16 protein-coding genes are annotated in these 17,921 nt (G+C 74.5%); 7 read left to right on the top strand and 9 right to left on the bottom strand.

Annotation, left to right across the window (positions count from 1 at the left end):
• The first annotated feature begins 9 nt into the window (after positions 1 to 9).
• The 4 genes from ACFY60_RS24055 (at position 10) to ACFY60_RS24040 (ending at position 3,158) form a co-directional block, all read left to right on the top strand.
• Complete coding sequence (locus ACFY60_RS24055; protein ID WP_388614829.1) at positions 10 to 1,164, top strand: serine hydrolase domain-containing protein; 1,155 nt, start codon at positions 10 to 12, stop codon at positions 1,162 to 1,164.
• 72 nt (positions 1,165 to 1,236) lie between these two features.
• On the top strand, positions 1,237 to 1,755 hold the full coding sequence (locus tag ACFY60_RS24050) for a GNAT family N-acetyltransferase (protein ID WP_388614833.1): 519 nt from the start codon (positions 1,237 to 1,239) through the stop codon (positions 1,753 to 1,755).
• A 93-nt stretch (positions 1,756 to 1,848) separates the two neighbouring features.
• Complete coding sequence (locus tag ACFY60_RS24045) at positions 1,849 to 2,685, top strand: class I SAM-dependent methyltransferase (RefSeq protein WP_388614836.1); 837 nt, start codon at positions 1,849 to 1,851, stop codon at positions 2,683 to 2,685.
• A gap of 140 nt (positions 2,686 to 2,825) precedes the next feature.
• A complete protein-coding gene (locus ACFY60_RS24040) occupies positions 2,826 to 3,158 on the top strand; it encodes a DUF6204 family protein (protein WP_388614839.1) in 333 nt (110 codons plus the stop codon).
• Here the strand turns inward: ACFY60_RS24040 and ACFY60_RS24035 are convergent.
• The gene (locus ACFY60_RS24035) at positions 3,142 to 3,687 is read right to left on the bottom strand and encodes a GNAT family N-acetyltransferase (RefSeq protein WP_388614842.1); all 546 of its coding nucleotides are present in this window, start codon (positions 3,685 to 3,687) and stop codon (positions 3,142 to 3,144) included. The two genes, ACFY60_RS24040 and ACFY60_RS24035, sit on opposite strands and share 17 nt — an antisense overlap.
• Positions 3,688 to 3,804: 117 nt before the next feature.
• Here ACFY60_RS24035 and ACFY60_RS24030 point away from each other — a divergent pair, with 117 nt between their 5' ends.
• Complete coding sequence (locus ACFY60_RS24030; protein WP_388614845.1) at positions 3,805 to 4,563, top strand: GntR family transcriptional regulator; 759 nt, start codon at positions 3,805 to 3,807, stop codon at positions 4,561 to 4,563.
• 135 nt (positions 4,564 to 4,698) lie between these two features.
• Positions 4,699 to 5,787: an adenosine deaminase gene (locus ACFY60_RS24025; protein WP_345284012.1), complete on the top strand. Its 1,089-nt coding sequence runs from the start codon at positions 4,699 to 4,701 to the stop codon at positions 5,785 to 5,787.
• A gap of 76 nt (positions 5,788 to 5,863) precedes the next feature.
• Here ACFY60_RS24025 and ACFY60_RS24020 read toward each other — a convergent pair whose 3' ends face one another.
• From ACFY60_RS24020 to ACFY60_RS23995, 6 genes are all read right to left on the bottom strand, one after another.
• Complete coding sequence (locus ACFY60_RS24020) at positions 5,864 to 7,678, bottom strand: CocE/NonD family hydrolase (protein ID WP_388614849.1); 1,815 nt, start codon at positions 7,676 to 7,678, stop codon at positions 5,864 to 5,866.
• Between the two features lie 171 nt (positions 7,679 to 7,849).
• Complete coding sequence (locus tag ACFY60_RS24015) at positions 7,850 to 8,794, bottom strand: LD-carboxypeptidase (RefSeq protein WP_388614852.1); 945 nt, start codon at positions 8,792 to 8,794, stop codon at positions 7,850 to 7,852.
• The gene (locus ACFY60_RS24010; protein ID WP_388615214.1) at positions 8,791 to 10,809 is read right to left on the bottom strand and encodes a S9 family peptidase; all 2,019 of its coding nucleotides are present in this window, start codon (positions 10,807 to 10,809) and stop codon (positions 8,791 to 8,793) included. Before ACFY60_RS24010 ends, ACFY60_RS24015 begins: the two co-directional genes overlap by 4 nt.
• Before the next feature lie 100 nt (positions 10,810 to 10,909).
• Positions 10,910 to 12,244, bottom strand: coding sequence for a M20/M25/M40 family metallo-hydrolase (locus ACFY60_RS24005; RefSeq protein ID WP_388614855.1), 1,335 nt, complete (start codon positions 12,242 to 12,244; stop codon positions 10,910 to 10,912).
• Complete coding sequence (locus ACFY60_RS24000; RefSeq protein WP_388614858.1) at positions 12,237 to 13,070, bottom strand: M55 family metallopeptidase; 834 nt, start codon at positions 13,068 to 13,070, stop codon at positions 12,237 to 12,239. Before ACFY60_RS24000 ends, ACFY60_RS24005 begins: the two co-directional genes overlap by 8 nt.
• 102 nt (positions 13,071 to 13,172) lie before the next feature.
• Positions 13,173 to 13,331, bottom strand: coding sequence for a hypothetical protein (locus tag ACFY60_RS23995; RefSeq protein ID WP_388614861.1), 159 nt, complete (start codon positions 13,329 to 13,331; stop codon positions 13,173 to 13,175).
• 59 nt (positions 13,332 to 13,390) lie between these two features.
• Between ACFY60_RS23995 and ACFY60_RS23990 the strand changes: the two genes are divergently transcribed.
• On the top strand, positions 13,391 to 14,605 hold the full coding sequence (locus ACFY60_RS23990; protein ID WP_388614864.1) for a hypothetical protein: 1,215 nt from the start codon (positions 13,391 to 13,393) through the stop codon (positions 14,603 to 14,605).
• 29 nt (positions 14,606 to 14,634) lie between these two features.
• Here the strand turns inward: ACFY60_RS23990 and ACFY60_RS23985 are convergent, their stop codons facing one another.
• Together ACFY60_RS23985 and ACFY60_RS23980 are read right to left on the bottom strand one after the other, a co-directional pair.
• Entirely contained in the window at positions 14,635 to 17,193 is a 2,559-nt protein-coding gene (locus ACFY60_RS23985) for an MFS transporter (protein WP_388614867.1), read from the bottom strand.
• 268 nt (positions 17,194 to 17,461) lie between these two features.
• A complete protein-coding gene (locus ACFY60_RS23980) occupies positions 17,462 to 17,905 on the bottom strand; it encodes an SRPBCC family protein (RefSeq protein WP_388614871.1) in 444 nt (147 codons plus the stop codon).
• Positions 17,906 to 17,921 lie beyond the last annotated feature (16 nt).

Below are 17,921 nucleotides of genomic sequence, written 5' to 3'. Positions count from 1 at the left end.
AGCGTCCCGATGTCCTTACGCCGCAAGCCGGGTCTCACCCTCGTTCTCGCCCTCGCGGGCGCCCTGCTCGCCGCCGCGCCCGCGGCGGCCCACGCCGAGTCCCGCGCCGGGGTGTCCGGCGACCACGCCGCCACCCTCGCCGCGCTCAAGGAGCTCAACGCCAACGGCGGCCCGGGCGCGGGCGTCCTCGCGGGCGGGCCCGCCGGTTCCTGGCACCTCTCCTCCGGCACGGCGACCCTGCACACCGCGGACTCCCTCGCGCCGGACGAGCACTTCCGGGTCGGCAGCCAGTCGAAGACCTTCCTCGCCGTCGCCGTGCTGAAGCTCGCCGAGCGGGGCGGCCTCACGCTCGACGACCCGATCGAGCGGCACCTGCCCGGCGTGGTCACGGGCAACGGCCACGACGGCACCCGGATCACCGTGCGGCACCTGCTCCAGCACACCAGCGGCATCCCCCGTGACGGCGTCCTCACGCCGCAGGCGGGCGCCGACGGCACGTACACGCTCGCCGCGCTGGTGAAGGAGGCCCTGCGGGAGCCCTCGGTGGCCGCGCCGGGCACCACCTGGGCCTACTCGAACGGCAACTACGAGATCCTGGGCATGCTGGTGGAGAAGCTCACCGGAGCGCCCCTGCACCGGGCCGTCACCGACCTGGTGATCACGCCCCTCGGCCTGGGCGACACGGTCTTCCCGGCCCCCGGCGACCGGGTGGTGCCGGCGCCGCTGATCCACGGGCATGCGGGCGTGCGGGTCGGCGGCTTCTTCTGGTGGACGGACGTCACGCGCTCCCACGAGCCGTCGCTGTTCCACGGTTCGGGCGCGATCATCTCCACCACCCGGGATCTCACCACGTTCTACCGGGCCCTCTTCGACGGCCGCGCGCTCCGGGCCGCGAGCCTCGCCGAGATGACCCGGACCGTTCCCCTGACCCCGGGCGGCACCCCGGCGGACCCCGGCTACGGCCTGGGGCTCCTGAAGCTGCCCCTGCCCTGCGGCGGCGGCGCCTGGGGCCACGACGGCGGTGTGCCGGGCTACTACTCGGAGACCCTGGTGACCGAGGACGGGCGGTACGCCTCCGGCATCACGAACGCCCAGCTCAACGGCGCCCCGGCGACGGCCATGTACAAGACCCTCACCACGGCCCTGTGCGAGGACCGGCCGTAGGCCCGCCGGCTCCGTCCGTCCCGCTGCCGTCGTTTCCCTGCGGGGGCGGGGCGGGCGGGGCCAGAATGCCGCATGACGATACGTGAGGCGTCCCCCGAGGACGCGGCGGGCATCGCCGCCGTGCACGTCGGCTCGTGGCGCGCCGCCTACGCGGCGCTGCTGCCCCCGGAGTTCCTCGACTCGCTCGACGTGACCGAGCGGGCCGCGTGGTGGGAGGCGCGGCTGAGGGCGCCGGACGGGCCGACCGTCCTGGTCGCCCCCGGTCCGGGCGGGCGGCTGCTCGGGTTCTCCTGCCTGCGGCCGTGGCCGGGCGGGGACCTCGACCCGGCGACCACGGCCGAACTCGCCGCCCTGTACACCCTGCCGGAGGCGTGGGGCACGGGCCTGGGGCGGCGGCTGACGGAGGCCTCCGTGGAGCGGCTCCTCGACGACGGGTTCCGTACGGCCCTGCTGTGGGTGTTCGCCGGGAACGAGCGGGCCCGGCGGTTCTACGAGGCGGCGGGCTGGCGGGCGGACGGGGCCGTGGCCCGGGAGGAGACGGGAGGCGTGCTCCTCGACGAACTCCGCTACGCACGGCACCTGTCGGAGTGATCCGCCCGGTCCGTATGGCAAGACGGGGGTCTCACCATACGGCCGTACGTGCGTACGGTGAGGGCACGCACCGCATCCGAGGGAGTCGCTTCCATGCCGCACGCCTCCGAGCCGTCCGCCCCCCGGGAGACCGCCGTCTACACCCACGGTCATCACGAGTCGGTCCTGCGCTCGCACACCTGGCGGACCGCCGCCAACTCCGCCGCCCATCTGCTGCCCGAACTGCGCGCGGGGCTGGACGTCCTCGACGTGGGCTGCGGGCCCGGGACCATCACCGCCGACCTGGCCGCACTGGTGGCGCCCGGGCGGGTCACGGCCGTCGACGCGGCCGGGGACGTCCTCGCGAAGGCCCGCGCCGTCGCCGGCGAACGGGGCCTGGACAACGTGGTGTTCGCCGTCGCCGACGTCCACGCCCTGGATTTCCCGGACGACTCCTTCGACGTCGTCCACGCCCATCAGGTGCTCCAGCACGTGGGTGATCCGGTACGGGCCCTGGGCGAGATGCGCCGGGTCTGCCGGCCGGGCGGTGTGGTCGCCGCCCGGGACAGCGACTACCGCTCCTTCGCCTGGTACCCCGAACTTCCTGGCCTGGACGACTGGCTGGCGCTCTACCACCGGGTCGCGCGGGCCAACGGCGGCGAGCCCGACGCCGGGCGGCGCCTGGTCTCCTGGGCCCGGCGGGCCGGTTTCACCGAGGTGACCGCCACCGCGTCCGCCTGGTGCTTCAGCACGCCCGGTGAGCGGGAGTGGTGGAGCGGTCTGTGGGCGGACCGCACGACCTCCTCGGACTACGCCGGCCTGGCGGTGGGCGGCGGCCATGCCACGGCCGGCGAGCTGGCCGCCGTCGCCGGAGCCTGGCGGGAGTGGGGCGCCGATGAGGACGCCTGGTTCATGGTGCCGCACGGCGAGATCCTCTGCCGCGTCTCCTGAGCGGGGGGCGGGCCGCCGGCCCGGGCCGGCGGCCGGGCGCCGGAATATTGCCGGGCGGGACGGTGGAGGGCGCCGTAGGGTGGCCGGTCGGCGCGCCATGACGGCGCCCACCGCCCCCATGAGCACAGGGAGTACGAGGCATGGGCACCCAGCACACCTACCGGGTCATCGTGCGCGGCACGTTCGACGAGCTGTCCGAGGAGGGCCGGGCCCGGCTGCTCGCCGAGGCGGACGCGCACGGGCTGAGCGCGATGCGGTTCAGCGAGGAGGGGTCGCTCGCCTACGACCGGACGCTCAAGCACTTCTCGTACCGGGTCGTCGTGGTCTCGGACGCGGAGGACGGCGAGGAGATGGCCGGCGCCCTCGCGGAGGAGCGGGCGGAACGGGCCCTGCGGGAGCTGGGGCACGGGTACAAGGGGCTGCGGTCGACGGTGACCGACCTCGACACGATGAAGATCAACTACAAGCGGTGATCGCCCAGCGCTCGTGGTCCCGCCAGGCCCCGTCGATGAACAGCATCGCCGGCGAGAACCCTTCGAGGCGGAAGCCGGCCCGGCGGACCAGGGCGCGCGAGGCGGTGTTGCCGGGCTGGATGTTGGCCTCCAGGCGGTGCAGCTCCATCGGCCCGAAGGCGTAGGCGAGGAGCAGTCCGAGCGCCTCGGTGAGCAGGCCGCGCCCGGCGGCGTGCGCGAAGGCGCCGTAACCGAGGGCGCCGCTGCGGAAGGCGCCCCGCACGATGTTGTTGATGTTGACGAAACCGGCGATGGCACCCCCTTCGGCGTGCTCGCACACCAGGAATCCGGCACGGGCCGGGTCGTCGGTCAGCGCGCCCGCGTAGGCGGCGTACGCCTCCGTGGTACGGGGCGGGAACAGCCACGGGCGGTGCAGCTCCCGGCTCTCCTCCGCCCGGGTGGTGAACTCCTCGGCGTCCTCGGCCGTGAAGGGCCGCAGTCCCACCCGGGGGCCCGAGGCCAGGTAGCGCTCAAGATCGTCGTCGGACATGGGCCCAGGGTAACGACGGGACGCCCGGCGCGCGGTGCGAGCCACGTGAACTTGTCAGACAGCTTTCGCCGACTACCGTGGTCCCGGACGGACGGGATCAGGAACCGAGGAGGAGCCGTGGCGGGCAGCGGGCAGCGGCGGCGGCCGGTCGTGGCGCTCTACGAGCGGATCGCGGACGCGGTGCACGACGGCACCTACCCGCCCGGCTCCACGCTGCCGTCCGAGCCGAAGCTCGCCGCCGAGCTCGGGGTGAGCCGGCCCGCCCTGCGCGAGGCGCTGCTGCTCCTCCAGGAGGACGGACTCCTCACGGTACGGCGCGGGGTCGGCCGCACGGTCAACGCCCGGCCGCCCCGGCGCGGCTTCGAGCAGGTGCAGCCGCTGGAGGGGCTGATCGGAGCGGGTGAACCGCTGCGCGTGCGGGCCCTGCTGCGGACGGTCGAGGAACCCACCGACTTCACCACCCAGCACCTGCACGCACCCGCGCGGGCGGAGCTGCGGTTCTGGGAGTCGGTCCTCACCGGGGAGGGGGTGGCGGCGGCGCTGAGCCACGAGTGGGCGGCCGCGGACGAGGTGCTCGACGCGGTTCATCCCGCGTTCGCGCGGGCCCTGCGTGCGGTCGACGGGGAGCCGGGGGCGGCGGCCGTCTCCATGCTGGCGGTCCTGATCGACGCCTCCCGCGAGACGGCCCTGAGCGCGCACAGCGGCATCACGGCCACCCTGCTGGGCCGCCGGCGCGGGGAACAGCTGGGGCGCCCGGGTGACACCCCCGCCGTCCTGGTCACGCAGGTCGTACGGGTCGGGGAGACACCCGTCCTCGCCGCCAAGCACATGCTGCCGACCGGCGCGCCCGCGCTGCCGGTGCTGCACTCCCACTGACCGCGCCGCCGGGGCCGGCCGAGGGCGCGGTCCCCGTGTCCGGGAGGCGCCGATGAGCCGCCGGACACCCCGCGGTGGGCCGCTGTCGCCGGTGTCACAGCGGCCGCCCGGCCCCGTGCCGTACACTTCCCGGCCATGCACTTGTCTGACAACCCTGCCACGCCTGTCGGCGCCTCCGTCTCCGAGTGGATCCGGCGCGCCCCGAAGGCCGTTCTCCACGACCACCTCGACGGCGGGCTGCGTCCCGCCACCATCGTCGAACTGGCCCGCGCGTGCGGCTACACCGCGCTGCCCACCGAGGACCCGGCCGAGCTGGCGGTCTGGTTCCGGGACGCGGCCGACTCCGGTTCGCTGGAGCGCTACCTGGAGACGTTCGCCCACACCTGCGCGGTGATGCAGACCCGCGAGGCGCTGTTCCGCGTCGCGGCCGAGTGCGCCGAGGACCTGGCGGCCGACGGGGTCGTCTACGCCGAGGTCCGCTACGCCCCCGAGCAGCACCTGGAGGGCGGCCTGACCCTGGACGAGGTCGTCGAAGCGGTCAACGAGGGCTTCCGCGAGGGCGAGCGCCGCGCCGGCGGCCGGATCACCGTCCGCACGCTGCTCACCGGCATGCGCCACACCGACCGCTCCCTGGAGATCGCCCGGCTCACGGTCGCCCACCGGGACAACGGTGTGGCCGGTTTCGACATCGCCGGCGGTGAGATCGGCAATCCGCCGGCCCGCCACCTGCCCGCCTTCCAGCACCTGAAGCGGGAGAACTGCCACTACACGATCCACGCGGGCGAGGCCGTCGGCGCCGAGTCGATCCACGAGGCCGTGCAGGTCTGCGGCTCCGAGCGGATCGGCCACGGCGTGCGGATCACCGACGACATCGCCGAGGACGGCACGCTGGGCCGGCTCGCCGCGTACGTGCGGGACAACCGGATCGCCCTGGAGGTCTGCCCGACCTCCAACCTCCAGACGGGCGCGGCGAAGGACTACGCCTCGCACCCGATCGACGAGCTGCGCCGACTCGGTTTCCGGATCACCCTGAACACCGACAACCGTCTCGTCTCCGGCACCACCATGAGCGAGGAGTTCCAGCACATGGTGGACGCCTTCGGGTACGGCCCCGAGGTCTTCGAGGAGTTCACGGTCGCCGCGCTGGAGGCCGCGTTCCTGCCGCTGCCGGAGCGGCAGCGGCTGATCGACGAGGTCGTGCGCCCGGGGTACGCGGCGCTGTAGGCGCCCGGACGCAGACGACCTGCACGCGCCGTGCCGCCCGGTCCCTCGGGGGACCGGGCGGCGCGGCGCGTCCGGCTCAGCCGACCCGGCCGCCGGTCAGCGGAAGGCGCAGGACGCCGGTGTCCTCGGGGGCGCTGACGATCGTCACCGGCTTGATGCCCCGGTTGCCGGTGTAGGCGGTGTCGCTCGCCGCGACGACGAACCGCAGCCGGTGTCCGGCCTCGTAGCGGTGGGCGACGGCGGGCAGTTCGACGGTGAACGGACGGGTGACGTCCGGCACCCTGACCGGCGCGACCAGCCGGTTGACCAGGGTGGTCGTACCGTCGGGGGCCACGTCGTAGAGCTTGGCGAAGAGGACGAGCTTGTCGGCGGCGTCGCCGGAGTGCTGGACGCGTTCGGCCGCCGGGGAGACGACCTTCAGGGTGGCGCGGGGTGCGCCGACGAGGTCGACGGGACCGGCGAGCGGGGCGCTGGTCCAGCCGAGGTGGGTGCCCGGCAGGTCGTAGGGCCGGGGGTCGGGCAGCCCGGCGAGACCGGCGAGCGAGGACTCCGAGTGGCTCGTGGGCAGGAGCCCGTTCACGTACCGGCGTGCCCCGTGCGTGACCTTCGCCCGGCTGTCCACCAGCGCGCCGTCACCGGAGAGGTACAGCTCCTGGCCCGCGTCCGGGACCCGGTCCGCGGTCCCGTAACCGCTCGCCCAGGCACGGTGGTAGGCGAAGGCCGGCCCGGGACCGGCGGTGGGATCACGGCGCAGATGCCGGTCGAACCAGGCGAGGACGCGCCGTCCCACGTACGAGTTCTCGGGCGCCCCCAGGTCGAGTTCCCCGGGCGCGCCGCCACCGCTGTGCCCGGTGGACTGCCAGATCATCCGGGTCTCGACGCCGCGCTTCCTGAGCCGCTCGTAGGTGGCCGTGGCCTCGTTGAGGGTGAAGAGGCTGTCGGCCTTGCCCTGGACGAGGAGGGTCGGGGCGTGCACGCGGTCGAGGTACGAGACCGGGGAGACGCGCCGGGCGAAGGCGAGCATCTTCCCGGTCTCCGCCGCCGGGTAGCGGCCCGAGTTGAGCAGCCGTACGGTCTCGCAGGCCTCGGTGACGAAGTGGAGGCAGCCGAGCGTGTTGATCCTACTGGGGTCGAGGGAGGGCGCGAGGAGCGGCTGGCCCTCGCCGATGAGGTAGAAGCCATTGGCCCACTGCCATTTGAAGACGCCGGGGGTGTCGCGGTCGGCGGCGTTCGGGGCGAGGGAGTGGGCGAGGTCGTGCCAGGTGATGAGCGGGACGAGGGCGTCGAGTCGGCGGTCGACGGAGGCGGCGGCGAGCTGGACGGCACCGCCGTAGGAGCCGCCGACCATGCCGACGCGCGGGTCGTCCGCGCCGTCCTTCAGGACGTAGTCGACGCGGGTCCCGTCGTCGGCGGCGCGGGTACCGGCGAGGAAGTCGACGAGGCGGGCGGCCGCGCGGCCGTCGATCTCGGGGTCGTCGAGGGAGATGAGGCAGCCGGAGGCGCCGAAGCCGAGCCCGGAGTAGACGAGGCTCACGTAACCGCGCGCGGCGAAGGCCTTGCCGATGGCGTCGGTGGAGCCGTCGCGCTTGCCGCCGCCGAAGCCGTTGGTGGCGAGCACGGCGGGCGCGGGGCTGGCGGCGTCCACACCGGCGGGCCGGTACAGGTCGGCGTCGACCGCGCAGTTCCGGTCCCCGGCGCGGACGGTGAAACGGAGAGGGGTGACGGTGTACGGGGCCGGCTCGGCGACCGTCGCCGCCGTGGCGCCGGTGGTGGCGCGGGCGCCGGGTACGGCCGCGCCCGCGGGTGCGGCGAGGGCGAGGGGCGCGGCCAGGGCGGTCGCACCGACCACCCACGCGAGGGCCTTGCGGGATCGGGGGACGGCACGGCGCACGGAGACCTCCACACGGGGAACGGCACCTGGCGTCCGATCGGCGTACCGACCGGTAGGTACCGGGTCGGCGCCCATGGTGGGACACGTGTCATGAGGCCGTCAACGCTTCCGGCACAGGTTGTTGACGGGAATTCAGCGACGGTCGCCCGGCAAGGGGACGCCCGGGGCCCGTCAGAGGAGGGCCGGGACGTCCAGGGTGAGCGTCGCCGCCTCCGCGTCGAGCACCGCCGGAAGCCCCAGCGGCACGGTGAGCGCCGTCCCGCTGTGTCCGAAGCCCATCTCCTCCACCACCGGGACGCCGAGGCCACCGAGCCGGTCGGCCAGCACCGCCCGCACCTGCTCGTAGGGGCCGCACTCCTCCCAGGATCCGAGCCCGATGCCCGACACCCCGTCCAGCCAACCGGAACGGAGCAGTTGGGTGAGGATCCGGTCCAGCCGGTACGGCTCCTCCCCGATGTCCTCCAGGAGCAGCAGCCCGCCGCGCGCCGAGGGCCGGCCGCCGGGGGTGCCGAGGCCGGCCGCGAGGAGGCTGACGCAGCCGCCGAGCGTCACGCCCCGCGCGCGGCCGGGCACCAGGGCCCGGGCCGTGCGAAGGCCCAGGACGCGGACGGTTTCCGGCTCGAGGAGAGTGGCGCGCAGGGACTCCTGGGTGCGGGGGTCCCGCAGGAAGGTGGTGGCGGCGACCATGGGGCCGTGCAGGGTGGCGAATCCGGCACGGACGGCGAAGGCCTCGTGCAGGACGGTGACGTCGCTGTAGCCGACGAAGACCTTGGGTCCGGCCTCGCGGATCGCCCGCCAGTCGACCAGGTCGGCCATGCGCTGGGCGCCGTACCCGCCGCGGGCGCAGATCACCCCGGCGACCGACGGGTCGCGGTACGCCTCCGTCAGGTCGCGGGCGCGGTCCCGGTCGGCACCCGCCAGGTACCCGAGGGCCGGGTGGGTGTCGAGGACGTGCGGGGCGACGACCGGTTCCAGGCCCCAGCCGCGCAGGACGGCGAGGCCGGCCCGGAGACGCTCCTCGGGGACCGGCCCGCTGGGGGCGACGACGGCCACCCGGTCCCCCGCCCGCAGACGGGCGGGCCGGGCGAGCGCCGTCACGGGGGCGGGGGCGGTCATGTGCGCAGCTCCAGGTCCGGCACGTCGGTCCGGCTGAAGCCGAAGATCCGGGCGTAGAGGGCGAGTTCGGCCTCCAGTGCGCGGACCAGCGTGTCGGCCCGGCGGAAGCCGTGGCCCTCCCCCTCGAAGGTGAGGTAGGCGTGCGGAACGCCCCGGCCGGCCGTGCGGGCCAGGAAGCGCTCGGCCTGCGCGGGCGGGCAGATGACGTCGTCGAGCCCCTGGAGCAGCAGGAACGGGCTGGTGAGGCGGTCGACGTGCGCCGCCGGTGAGCGGGCGTCGTACCGCTCGGGCACCTGGTCCAGTGGGCCGACCAGGCCGTGGAGGTACTGGGACTCGAAGTCGTGGGTCTCGCCGGTGGCCCAGGCGCGCAGGTCGAGGACGGGGAAGAGGATCGTGCCGCAGGCGTAGACGTCGGTGAGGACGAGGGAGGCGGCCGCCGTCCAGCCTCCGGCGCTGCCGCCGCGGATGGCGAGCCGGGCGCGGTCCGCGGTGCCCTCGTCGGCGAGGGCCGTGGCGACGGCGGCGCAGTCCTCGACGTCCACGACGCCCCACCGCTCCCGCAGCCGTTCCCGGTACGCCCGGCCGTAGCCGGTGGAGCCGCCGTAGTTGACCTCGGCGACGCCGATGCCACGCGAGGTGAAGTAGGCGATCTCCAGGTCCAGGACGAGCGGGGCGTGCCCGGTGGGTCCGCCGTGGGCCCAGATCACGTAGGGCGGCGGGGTGCCGGCCGGGCCCGTGTGCCCGGGGTGGTGCGGCGGGTGGAGGTGGGCGTGGATCTCGCGGCCGTCCGGGCCGGTGAAGGTGCGGACGGCCGGCTCCGTGAGGTAGGCCGGGTCGACGGCGTCGGTGTGGGCGGCCGCGACCACCCGGGAGCGGCCGGTGCAGGTGTCGAGTTCGACGATCTCGTAGGAGCGGCGCGGTCCCGCGGCGACGCCGGTGACCCGGGTGCCGTGGGCTGTGAGGGTGGAGGCCCACTCGGTCCAGGGGCCGACGGCGTCGACCAGGGTGCCGGTCTCGGGGTCGAGTATGCCGAGGGCGGTGGCGCCCTTGCCGTGGACGACGGCGATCAGGCCGTTGTCCAGGGGCTGGAACCAGTTCAGCCCGATCTTCCAGAGGGGCCCTGCGAACTCCTCCTCCCGCGGGCAGAGCGGTTCCGGTGCGCCGAGGGTCCCGTCGGGGCGGGGCGCCGCGCGGTACAGGTTCCACCAGCCGGTGCGGTCACCGGCGAGGAGCAGCCGGCCCGAGGCGTCCCAGTCGATCTGGGCGATCGACTCCCCCGGTCCGCCGGCGACGGTCCTGGCCCCGTCGAAGGTGCCGGCGGGGGTGACCTCGGCGAGCACGACCTCGGTGCCGTCCCAGGGCATCCGGGGGTGGTCCCAGGCGAGCCAGGCCGCTCTGCGCCCGTCGGGCGAGAGACGGGGGCCGGTGACGAAACGGTGCCGCCCGTCGGACAGTTCGCGCACGGCCCGGCGGTCCTCCGCGGCCGAACCGTCCAGGGGGACGGCCGCGATCACCCGGCGGACGTCGGTCGGGGCGGGTCCGGTGAACTCCTCCAGGACGCACCACACCTCTCCCCGTTCGGGACGCAGGACGGGGTCCACCCAGCGCAGTCCGCCGCCGACGGCGGAGAGGGGGGTGAGCGGCCGGGGCGGCGCACCGGTGCCGGCGTCCGGCTCGTACACGTACAGGCGCTGGTCGGGGAAGTGGCTGAAGACCACGAGCGGCCCCGCGCCGGGCCGGCCGGCGGCGGCCCAGGGCCGTCCCCCGTACTCGATCACCCGGCTGCGGACGTTCCAGGGTGCGGGCAGCACGCAGTCCTCCGTGCCGTCGGCCCGGCGCCGGACGAGGGCCCGCCGGCCGTCTTCGGCGGGACGCGGCGCCGTCCACCACAACTCCTCGCCCACGGTTCCGAGGTACTCGGGCCGCCCGTCGTGCGCGGCGGCCAGCGCGGCCCCGACCGGCGAGGGCCAGGTCCCGTACGGCGCCTCCGTCTTCGCCGGCCCGTCCCCGTTCACCGGCCCGCCTCCGGCACGGTCGCCCGTGTCCGTCGCTCCTCCGCTCACGCCGGTCCCTCCCCCGGTCACGGTCCTCATTCCCGCTTCCCCGCTTTCCGGCCTAGGCCGATGTCAGATAGTGGTCGAGCACGCGGACGCCGAAGTGGAGGGCGTCCACCGGGACCCGTTCGTCCACGCCGTGGAACAGGGCTCCGTAGTCGAGGCCCGGTGGGAGTCTGAGCGGCGAGAAGCCGTAACCGGTGATGCCCAGCCGGGAGAACTGCTTGGCGTCGGTGCCGCCGGACATGGTGAAGGGCACCACGTGCCCGTCGGGGTCGAAGCGCTCGACGGCGGCCCGGAGCTTGGCGAAGGTCGGCGAGTCCACCGGCGCCTCGAGCGGCACCTCCCGGTGGTGGAACTCCCAGCGGACGCCGGGCCCGGTGAGCCGGTCCATCGTCGTGGTGAACTCCTCCTCGCCGCCCGGCAGCGTCCGCCCGTCCACGTAGGCCACGGCCTGGCCCGGGACGACGTTGACCTTGTACCCGGCCTCCAGCATCGTCGGGTTGGCGCTGTTGCGGACGGTCGCCTCCACGAGGGCGGCGGCCGGACCCAGTTTGTCGAGCAGCGGGTCGACGTCGAGGTCCGGGTCGGCCGTGTCGACGTCGATGCCGTACAGGGCGGCGAGTTCGGTGAGGGCGGCGCGGACGGTCGTGGTGAGCCGGACCGGCCAGGTGTGCGCGCCGATCCGGGCGACGGCGGCGGCGAGCCGGGTCACCGCGTTCTCCCCGTTCACCTTGGAGCCGTGGCCCGCGCGCCCCTCGGCGGTCAGCTTGAGCCAGGCGGTGCCCCGCTCCCCCGCCGCGATCGGATAGAGGGTCGTACCCGGCTGGGGATGGAAGCTGAACGCCCCGGATTCGCTGATGCCCTCGGTGCAGCCCTCGAAGAGGGCGGCGTGCCGGTCGGCGAGGAAGCCGGAACCGTCCTCGGCGCTGTCCTCCTCGTCGGCCGTGTAGGCGAGGACGATGTCGCGGCGCGGGCGGACGCCGCGCCGGGCCCAGGAGCGGACGACGGCCAGCACCATCGCGTCCATGTTCTTCATGTCGACGGCGCCGCGCCCCCACACCACTCCGTCGCGGACCTCCCCGGAGAAGGGGTGGACGGTCCAGTCGGCGGGCTCGGCGGGGACGACGTCCAGGTGACCGTGGACGAGCAGCGCCTCGGCGGAGGGGTCGGTGCCGGGAATGCGGGCGACCACGTTGGTGCGGCCGGGGGTGCGCTCCAGGAGGGTGGGTTCGATGCCGGCCGCGGCGAGCCGCTCGGCCACGTACTCGGCGGCGGGGCGCTCGCGGCAGTCACCGCCGCCCCGGTTGGTGGTGTCGACGCGGATGAGCTCGGAGGTGAAGGTGACCACCTCGTCGAGCGCCGCCGCGTCCGGTCCTGGGAGCTGCTCAGCCATACTGCTCCTCCACCGCGGCCGAGACGATGGTCGTGACCGCCTTGAACGTGCGAATTGCCTCGTACATCGTCCCCCCGGTGTAGGCGACGCGCCGCTCGCCGCTCCGCACGACGCCGGGAACCACCGTGGCGGCGGCACCGAGGTGCTCGGCGTCGAACTCCACCTCCACCGTGAACGGCCCGCCCGCCACGGGTTCGTGCCGCACGGCGAGCGCGGTGGCCTCTTTCGCCGCGGCCCGGATGTCGGCGGCCGTACGGGCCGGCGTGCGGCACACCGCCGCGTACCGCGAGACGTAATCCTTGACGGCGACCTTGTGGGCCTCCGGCGCGTACCCGAGGGCGTCCTCGCAGGTCAGGTCGTCGCCGGTGACGAGCACGACCGGCACGCCGAACTCGGCGACCACCCGCGCGTTGAGCAGGCCCTCGCCGGCCCGCTCGCCGTCGAGCCAGACCCCGGTGATCGAGTTGGCGAGGTAGGTGTGGGCGAGGACGCCCTCGGTGCCGGCGCCGGTGTGGTAGCCGACGAAGGCGATGCCGTCGACGTCCCCCCGCTGCACGCCCTCCACCATGGAGAGCGCCTTGTGCCGTCCGGTGAGCATCTCGACCCGCTCGTCGAGCCGCTCCAGGAGGAGGTTCCGCATGGTCCAGTGCGCTTCGTTGACGAGGACCTCGTCGGCGCCGCCGTCGAAGAAGCCGAGCGCGGCCGCGTTCACGTCGGAGGTGAACATCGACCGGCAGCGCTCCCACTGGGGCGTGCCGGGCAGCACGTCGGCGGGCCAGGTCACGCCGGTCGCGCCCTCCATGTCGGCGCTGATGAGGATCTTCATGCCTGGCACCGTACGCGTCGCCCCCCGCCCCCACCACCCCTGTGGAAAACCGTCGTTGGCCTGGACCTGTGGTGTTCACCGGGACGGCGGTACGGTGCCCCGTCAGCGGTCGGCGAGGGTGCGGGGGTCGGCCTCGGCGAGGCGTCGCAGCGCCGCGGCGGCCCGTTCCTCCGGCGGCGGTCCGGTGAAGGTGACGACGGCGGTGTGACGCGCCAGCGGTTTTCGACGGCTGATGGCTCGAATCGGACGAAAGAGCTTCAAGAGGTACGTATAGGCTGTCGGCCGCAGTTGTCGTACCCGACCCTTCCGGAGCGCTCTCGGTGACCATCGCCCTCGACCCGTCCGACGCCGCCCCCGCGGCTCCGTCGCCCGACCTCGCCGCCGATTCCGCCGCCGTGGCGGAGGAGCCGGAGTTCTGGGTGCCGGAGGCCCGGGGCGACGGCGCCGCCACCGGCGCCGGCCCCGCCGGGGAAACCGATCCCGACGCCGGCCCCGCCGTGGAAACCACCCCCGATGCCGCCCCCGACGCCGGCTCCGACGCCGACCCCGTGGTCGTCCAGGACGCCCGCGACTTCGGGGTCTACGCCCGGACCGGTGGCTGGACGTTCGCGCTCAAGGTGGCCCGCAGTGTGCGGCCGGGCGGGCAGGCCGCCGAGGGCACCGCGCGGGCGAAGGTGTCGGCGAAGGCCTTCGCCGCCCTCGCCGGCTGTTCGCCGGAGCGGGTCATGCGCCACTACAAGGCATGGGACATGGCGGCCGACGACGGCCTGGTGCCGCAGTTCGAGGTCCTGGTGCCCGGCGAGGACGTGGAGCTGCCCGACGCGGACGTCTGGCTCTCCTACTACACCTCCCGCAACAGCGCCTCCTCTGTGCGCGGCCAGGCCATCAGCGCGGCGGCCGAGGCGGAGGGCATCCGGCCGACCAAGGCCCTGGAGGTCGCGGAGAACCCGACCGCGCTGCGGGCCGCGATCCTGGCCGACCCCGGGACGGCCGAGGCCGCGTGCGGGGCCCTGCTCGACCGCATGAAGGAGGACCCGGCCCTCCAGACGGAGCTGGCCCGGGCCATCGCCACCACCGAGGACCTGAAGAAGGCGGTCGCGCACGAGGCGAAGGCGGCCGACCGCATCGCCTACGTCCGCCAGATCGCGGAGAACGGCCGGGTCAGGACCCCCGCCGGGCAGACCGTGGAGGCCCCGGCGGAGCTGCGTGCCGAGGCCGAGCGGCACCTGTCCCTCCTCGACGAGCTGGACGACTCCGAGGAGGCGGGCGAGTGGGCCGGTGAGGCGTACGAGGCGGTCCGGGGCCTGGTGGCGAAGGCGGTCGAGGAGGACCCGGCGCTGCGGGTCCAGGAGCGCAGGACCCGCTTCTACAACAGCCTCCAGAAGGCGACGAAGGTCTTCGAGGAACTGACCCTGGACGAGGTGATGGAGGAGGACATCTACGAGGAGGACATGCTCCAGCGCCTCGAAGCGCTCCAGGAGGCGATCGGCTCCTGCATCAGCGCGCTGCGCAGGGCGACGACCGCCTCCTCCTGACCCGGCGCCGGTCCCCCGGGCCGCCCGGCTCAGTCGTGGTGGCCGAGCTGGAGGTCGCGCTCCGTGCGGCCGCCGCCGGCCACCTGGAGGACGGTGGCGACCGGCGGGTAGCCGGCGGCGATGACCGTGTACTCGCCCGAGGACAGGTCGACGAAGCGGAAGGTGCCGTCGGGGCCGGTGGTGAGGGTGTCGACGACGTTCCCGGCCGCGTCGAGCAGGGTCACGCGGGCGTCCTCGACGGGACGCCCGCCGCCGGCCCGTACCGTGCCGCGCAGCACCGCCCCGCCGGCCAGTTCGATGTCCTGGCGGGTCTCACGGGAGGACTGCACGCTCACCGGGAGGGCGGCGGGCCGGAAGGCGGGGGCGCTGGCGGCGAGGGTGTACTCGCCGGCGACCAGTTCGCCGATGACGTAGCCGCCCTCGCGTCCGCTGCGGGTGGAGGCGACGACCTCCCCGCGCACGTCGGTGAGGGTGACGGCCGCGTCCCGGACGGGGGTGCCGTCGGCGGTGAGGACGGTGCCGGCGAGCCGGCCCGCGCCACCGAGGACCACGTCGAGTTCGACCGGCCGGTCGCCGACGGTCACGGAGACGGCCTGCGGCTGGTGGCCGCCGGCGGCGGCGATCAGCACGTACGGGCCGGGGCCGGGGACGCTCAGCGCGTACCGGCCGTCCTCGCCGCTCGCCCCGCGCCCGATCTGGCGGCCCTGCACGTCGATGAGGGTGAGCGCGGCCCGGGGCACGCGGCTGCCGTCGTGGTGCTGGACGGCGCCGCAGACGGGGACGCCGGAGTGCGGGGGCGGGGCGGCGTGGCCGGCCGGGGGCGCGGCGTGCCGGGCGGGCGGGACCGCCTGGGCCGCGGTGTCGGCGAAGGAGTCGGTGCGGGCCTCGGTGGCGGGGCTGTGGTGGGACACCAGCGGTTTCTCCTTGAGGAAGAAGGCGAGGACGAGGCCGAGTACGAGGACCGGCACGAGGTAGAGGAAGATCCGCGGCATCGCCTCCGCGTACGCCTGGATGTAGGCGTCGCGCAGGGCGGGCGGCAGGGTGTGGACCGTCTGCGGGGTGATCGACTCGGCGGGCGGGAGTCCGGCGGCGCCGGCCGGGGCGGGGAGGGCGGCGAGTCGGTCGCCGAGGGCGTCGTCGAGCCGGGAGGCGAAGAGGGTGCCGAAGACGGCGGCGCCGACGCTGCCGCCGATCTGGCGGAAGTAGTTGTGGGCGCTGGTGGCGGTGCCGAGGTCGGTGGGGCGGACGGAGTTCTGGACGGCGAGGATCAGGACCGGCATGACCAGGCCGATGCCGGTGCCGAGGACGGCCTGCCACAGGCTGTGCGTGAGGCGCGGGGTGTCCGCGTCCATGCGGGAGAGCAGCCACATGCCGAGGACGGAGACGGCGCCGCCGGCGAGCGGGTAGATCTTGTAGCGCCCCGTACGGGTGATCAGCTGGCCGGAGACGACGGAGGCGAGGACGATGCCGCCCATCAGGGGGAGCATCAGCAGCCCGGACTCGGTGGCGGTGGCGCCCTCGACCATCTGGAGGAAGGTGGGCAGGTAGCTGGCGGCGCCGAAGAGGGCGATGCCGATGACGGCGCCGACGAGACCGGTGACGGTGAAGACGGAGTCGCGGAACAGGCGCAGGGGGATGAGGGGTTCGGGCGCGAAGTGCTCGACGACCAGGAAGAGGAGGGCGGTTCCGGCGGCGCCGCAGCCGAGGCCGATGATGACGCGGGAGTCCCAGGCGTACTCGGTGCCGCCCCAGCTGGTCAGCAGGACGAGGCAGGTGGAGGCGGCGGCGAGCAGCAGGGTGCCGAGGACGTCGAAGCGGGCGCGGGCGGTCGGTTTCGGCAGCTTGAGGACCGTGGCGACGACGGCGAGGGTGAGGAGTCCGAAGGGCACGTTGAAGTAGAAGCACCACCGCCAGGAGACGTGGTCGGTGAAGAAGCCGCCGAGCAGCGGGCCGGCGACGGAGGCGAGGCCGAAGGCGGCGCCGATGAGCCCCATGTACCGGCCGCGCTCCCGGGCGGGAACGATGTCGGCGATGATCGCCTGCACGCCGATCATCAGGCCGCCGGCGCCGACGCCCTGCAGGGCGCGGAAGGCGATCAGTTCGTCCATGGTGCGTGACCAGCCGGCGAGACCTGAGCCGATGACGAAGACGACGATGGCGAAGAGGAAGACGCTCTTGCGGCCGAGGAGGTCGCCGAGCTTGCCGTAGACCGGCAGGCCGATGGTGGAGGTCAGCAGGTAGGCGGTGATCGCCCAGGACATCCGGTCCAGGCCCTGGAGTTCGCCGACGATGCGGGGCAGGGCGGTGGCGACGATCATCTGCTCCAGCGCGGCGAGGAGCAGCGCGAGCATGAGGCCGCAGAAGACGAGCCGGACCCGGCGGGGGTCGAGGGCGGGCTCGGGGCCGGTGGGGTGCGGGGGGCCGCCGGGCGGGCCACCGGCGGGGCGGCCGGTGGCGGGGGCCGTGTCCTCGCCGGTGTCGCGCGCGGCGGGGGCGCCCGTGAGGAGCGGTTCCGTGTCCGCGAGCGCGGTGGTCCCGGCCGGCTCCCCCGTGCCCCCGACGTTCTTCGCCGTCGTGATCCCGCCCACGCGCTGCTCCCCTCGTCACGGCCTGCGGCCGTCACGGTCCCTGCTCGTCACGGCCTCTGCGCCGGGCCATTCTTCGCATCGGGCGCGAAGCGGGAGCAAGTCGGGCGGGGGCGGCGGACGATGGGGAGCGACGCGGCGAACGCCCTTGCGCCCCCGCGCACTTGGGCGCTCATCAGCGCGTTTGCCGCGTGCTCCGCGCCCCCTATGCGCGTACGGCAGGGGCACGGGGGCGCGGAGAATCCACCCGTACAGGGGAACGCCCGGGGCGTTACTTCTCGGTCTCCTCGGCGAGGCGGGCGAGCACGGCGTCGTAGATCCGGGCCAGCCCCTTGGGCGCGAAGGTCCGCTCGAAGAAGCCGCCAATGCCTCCGGCGCCGTTCCAGACGGTGGTGACCACGACCCGGGACTTGCCCTCCCCGGCGGGGGTGACGACCCAGGTGGTGACCATGGAGGAGTTGCGGTCCTTCTCGACGAGCTGGCCGTCGGTCGGCTCGGTGACCTCAAGGAGGCAGTCGCGGACGCGCTTGCTCGTGGCCTGGAGCTTCCAGTGGACGAGCGTGCCCTCGCCGTCGCCGCCCTCCCGTACCTCGTACTCGCTGAAGTGCTCGGGGAGCAGCTTCGCCCGCGTGCCGCTGTAGTCCGCCAGCGCGTCGAACACCGTCTCCGCGTCGGCGGCGACGATCCGTTCCGTGGTGGCCTCGACCTGCGCCATCGCATTTCCTCCAGCT

The organism is Streptomyces sp. NPDC012827, from assembly GCF_042900905.1.
Taxonomy (GTDB): Bacteria; Actinomycetota; Actinomycetes; order Streptomycetales; family Streptomycetaceae; genus Streptomyces; species Streptomyces gulbargensis.
The sequence above is the reverse complement of the archived record's forward strand: the minus strand, read 5'-3'. Positions and strand labels throughout refer to the sequence as shown.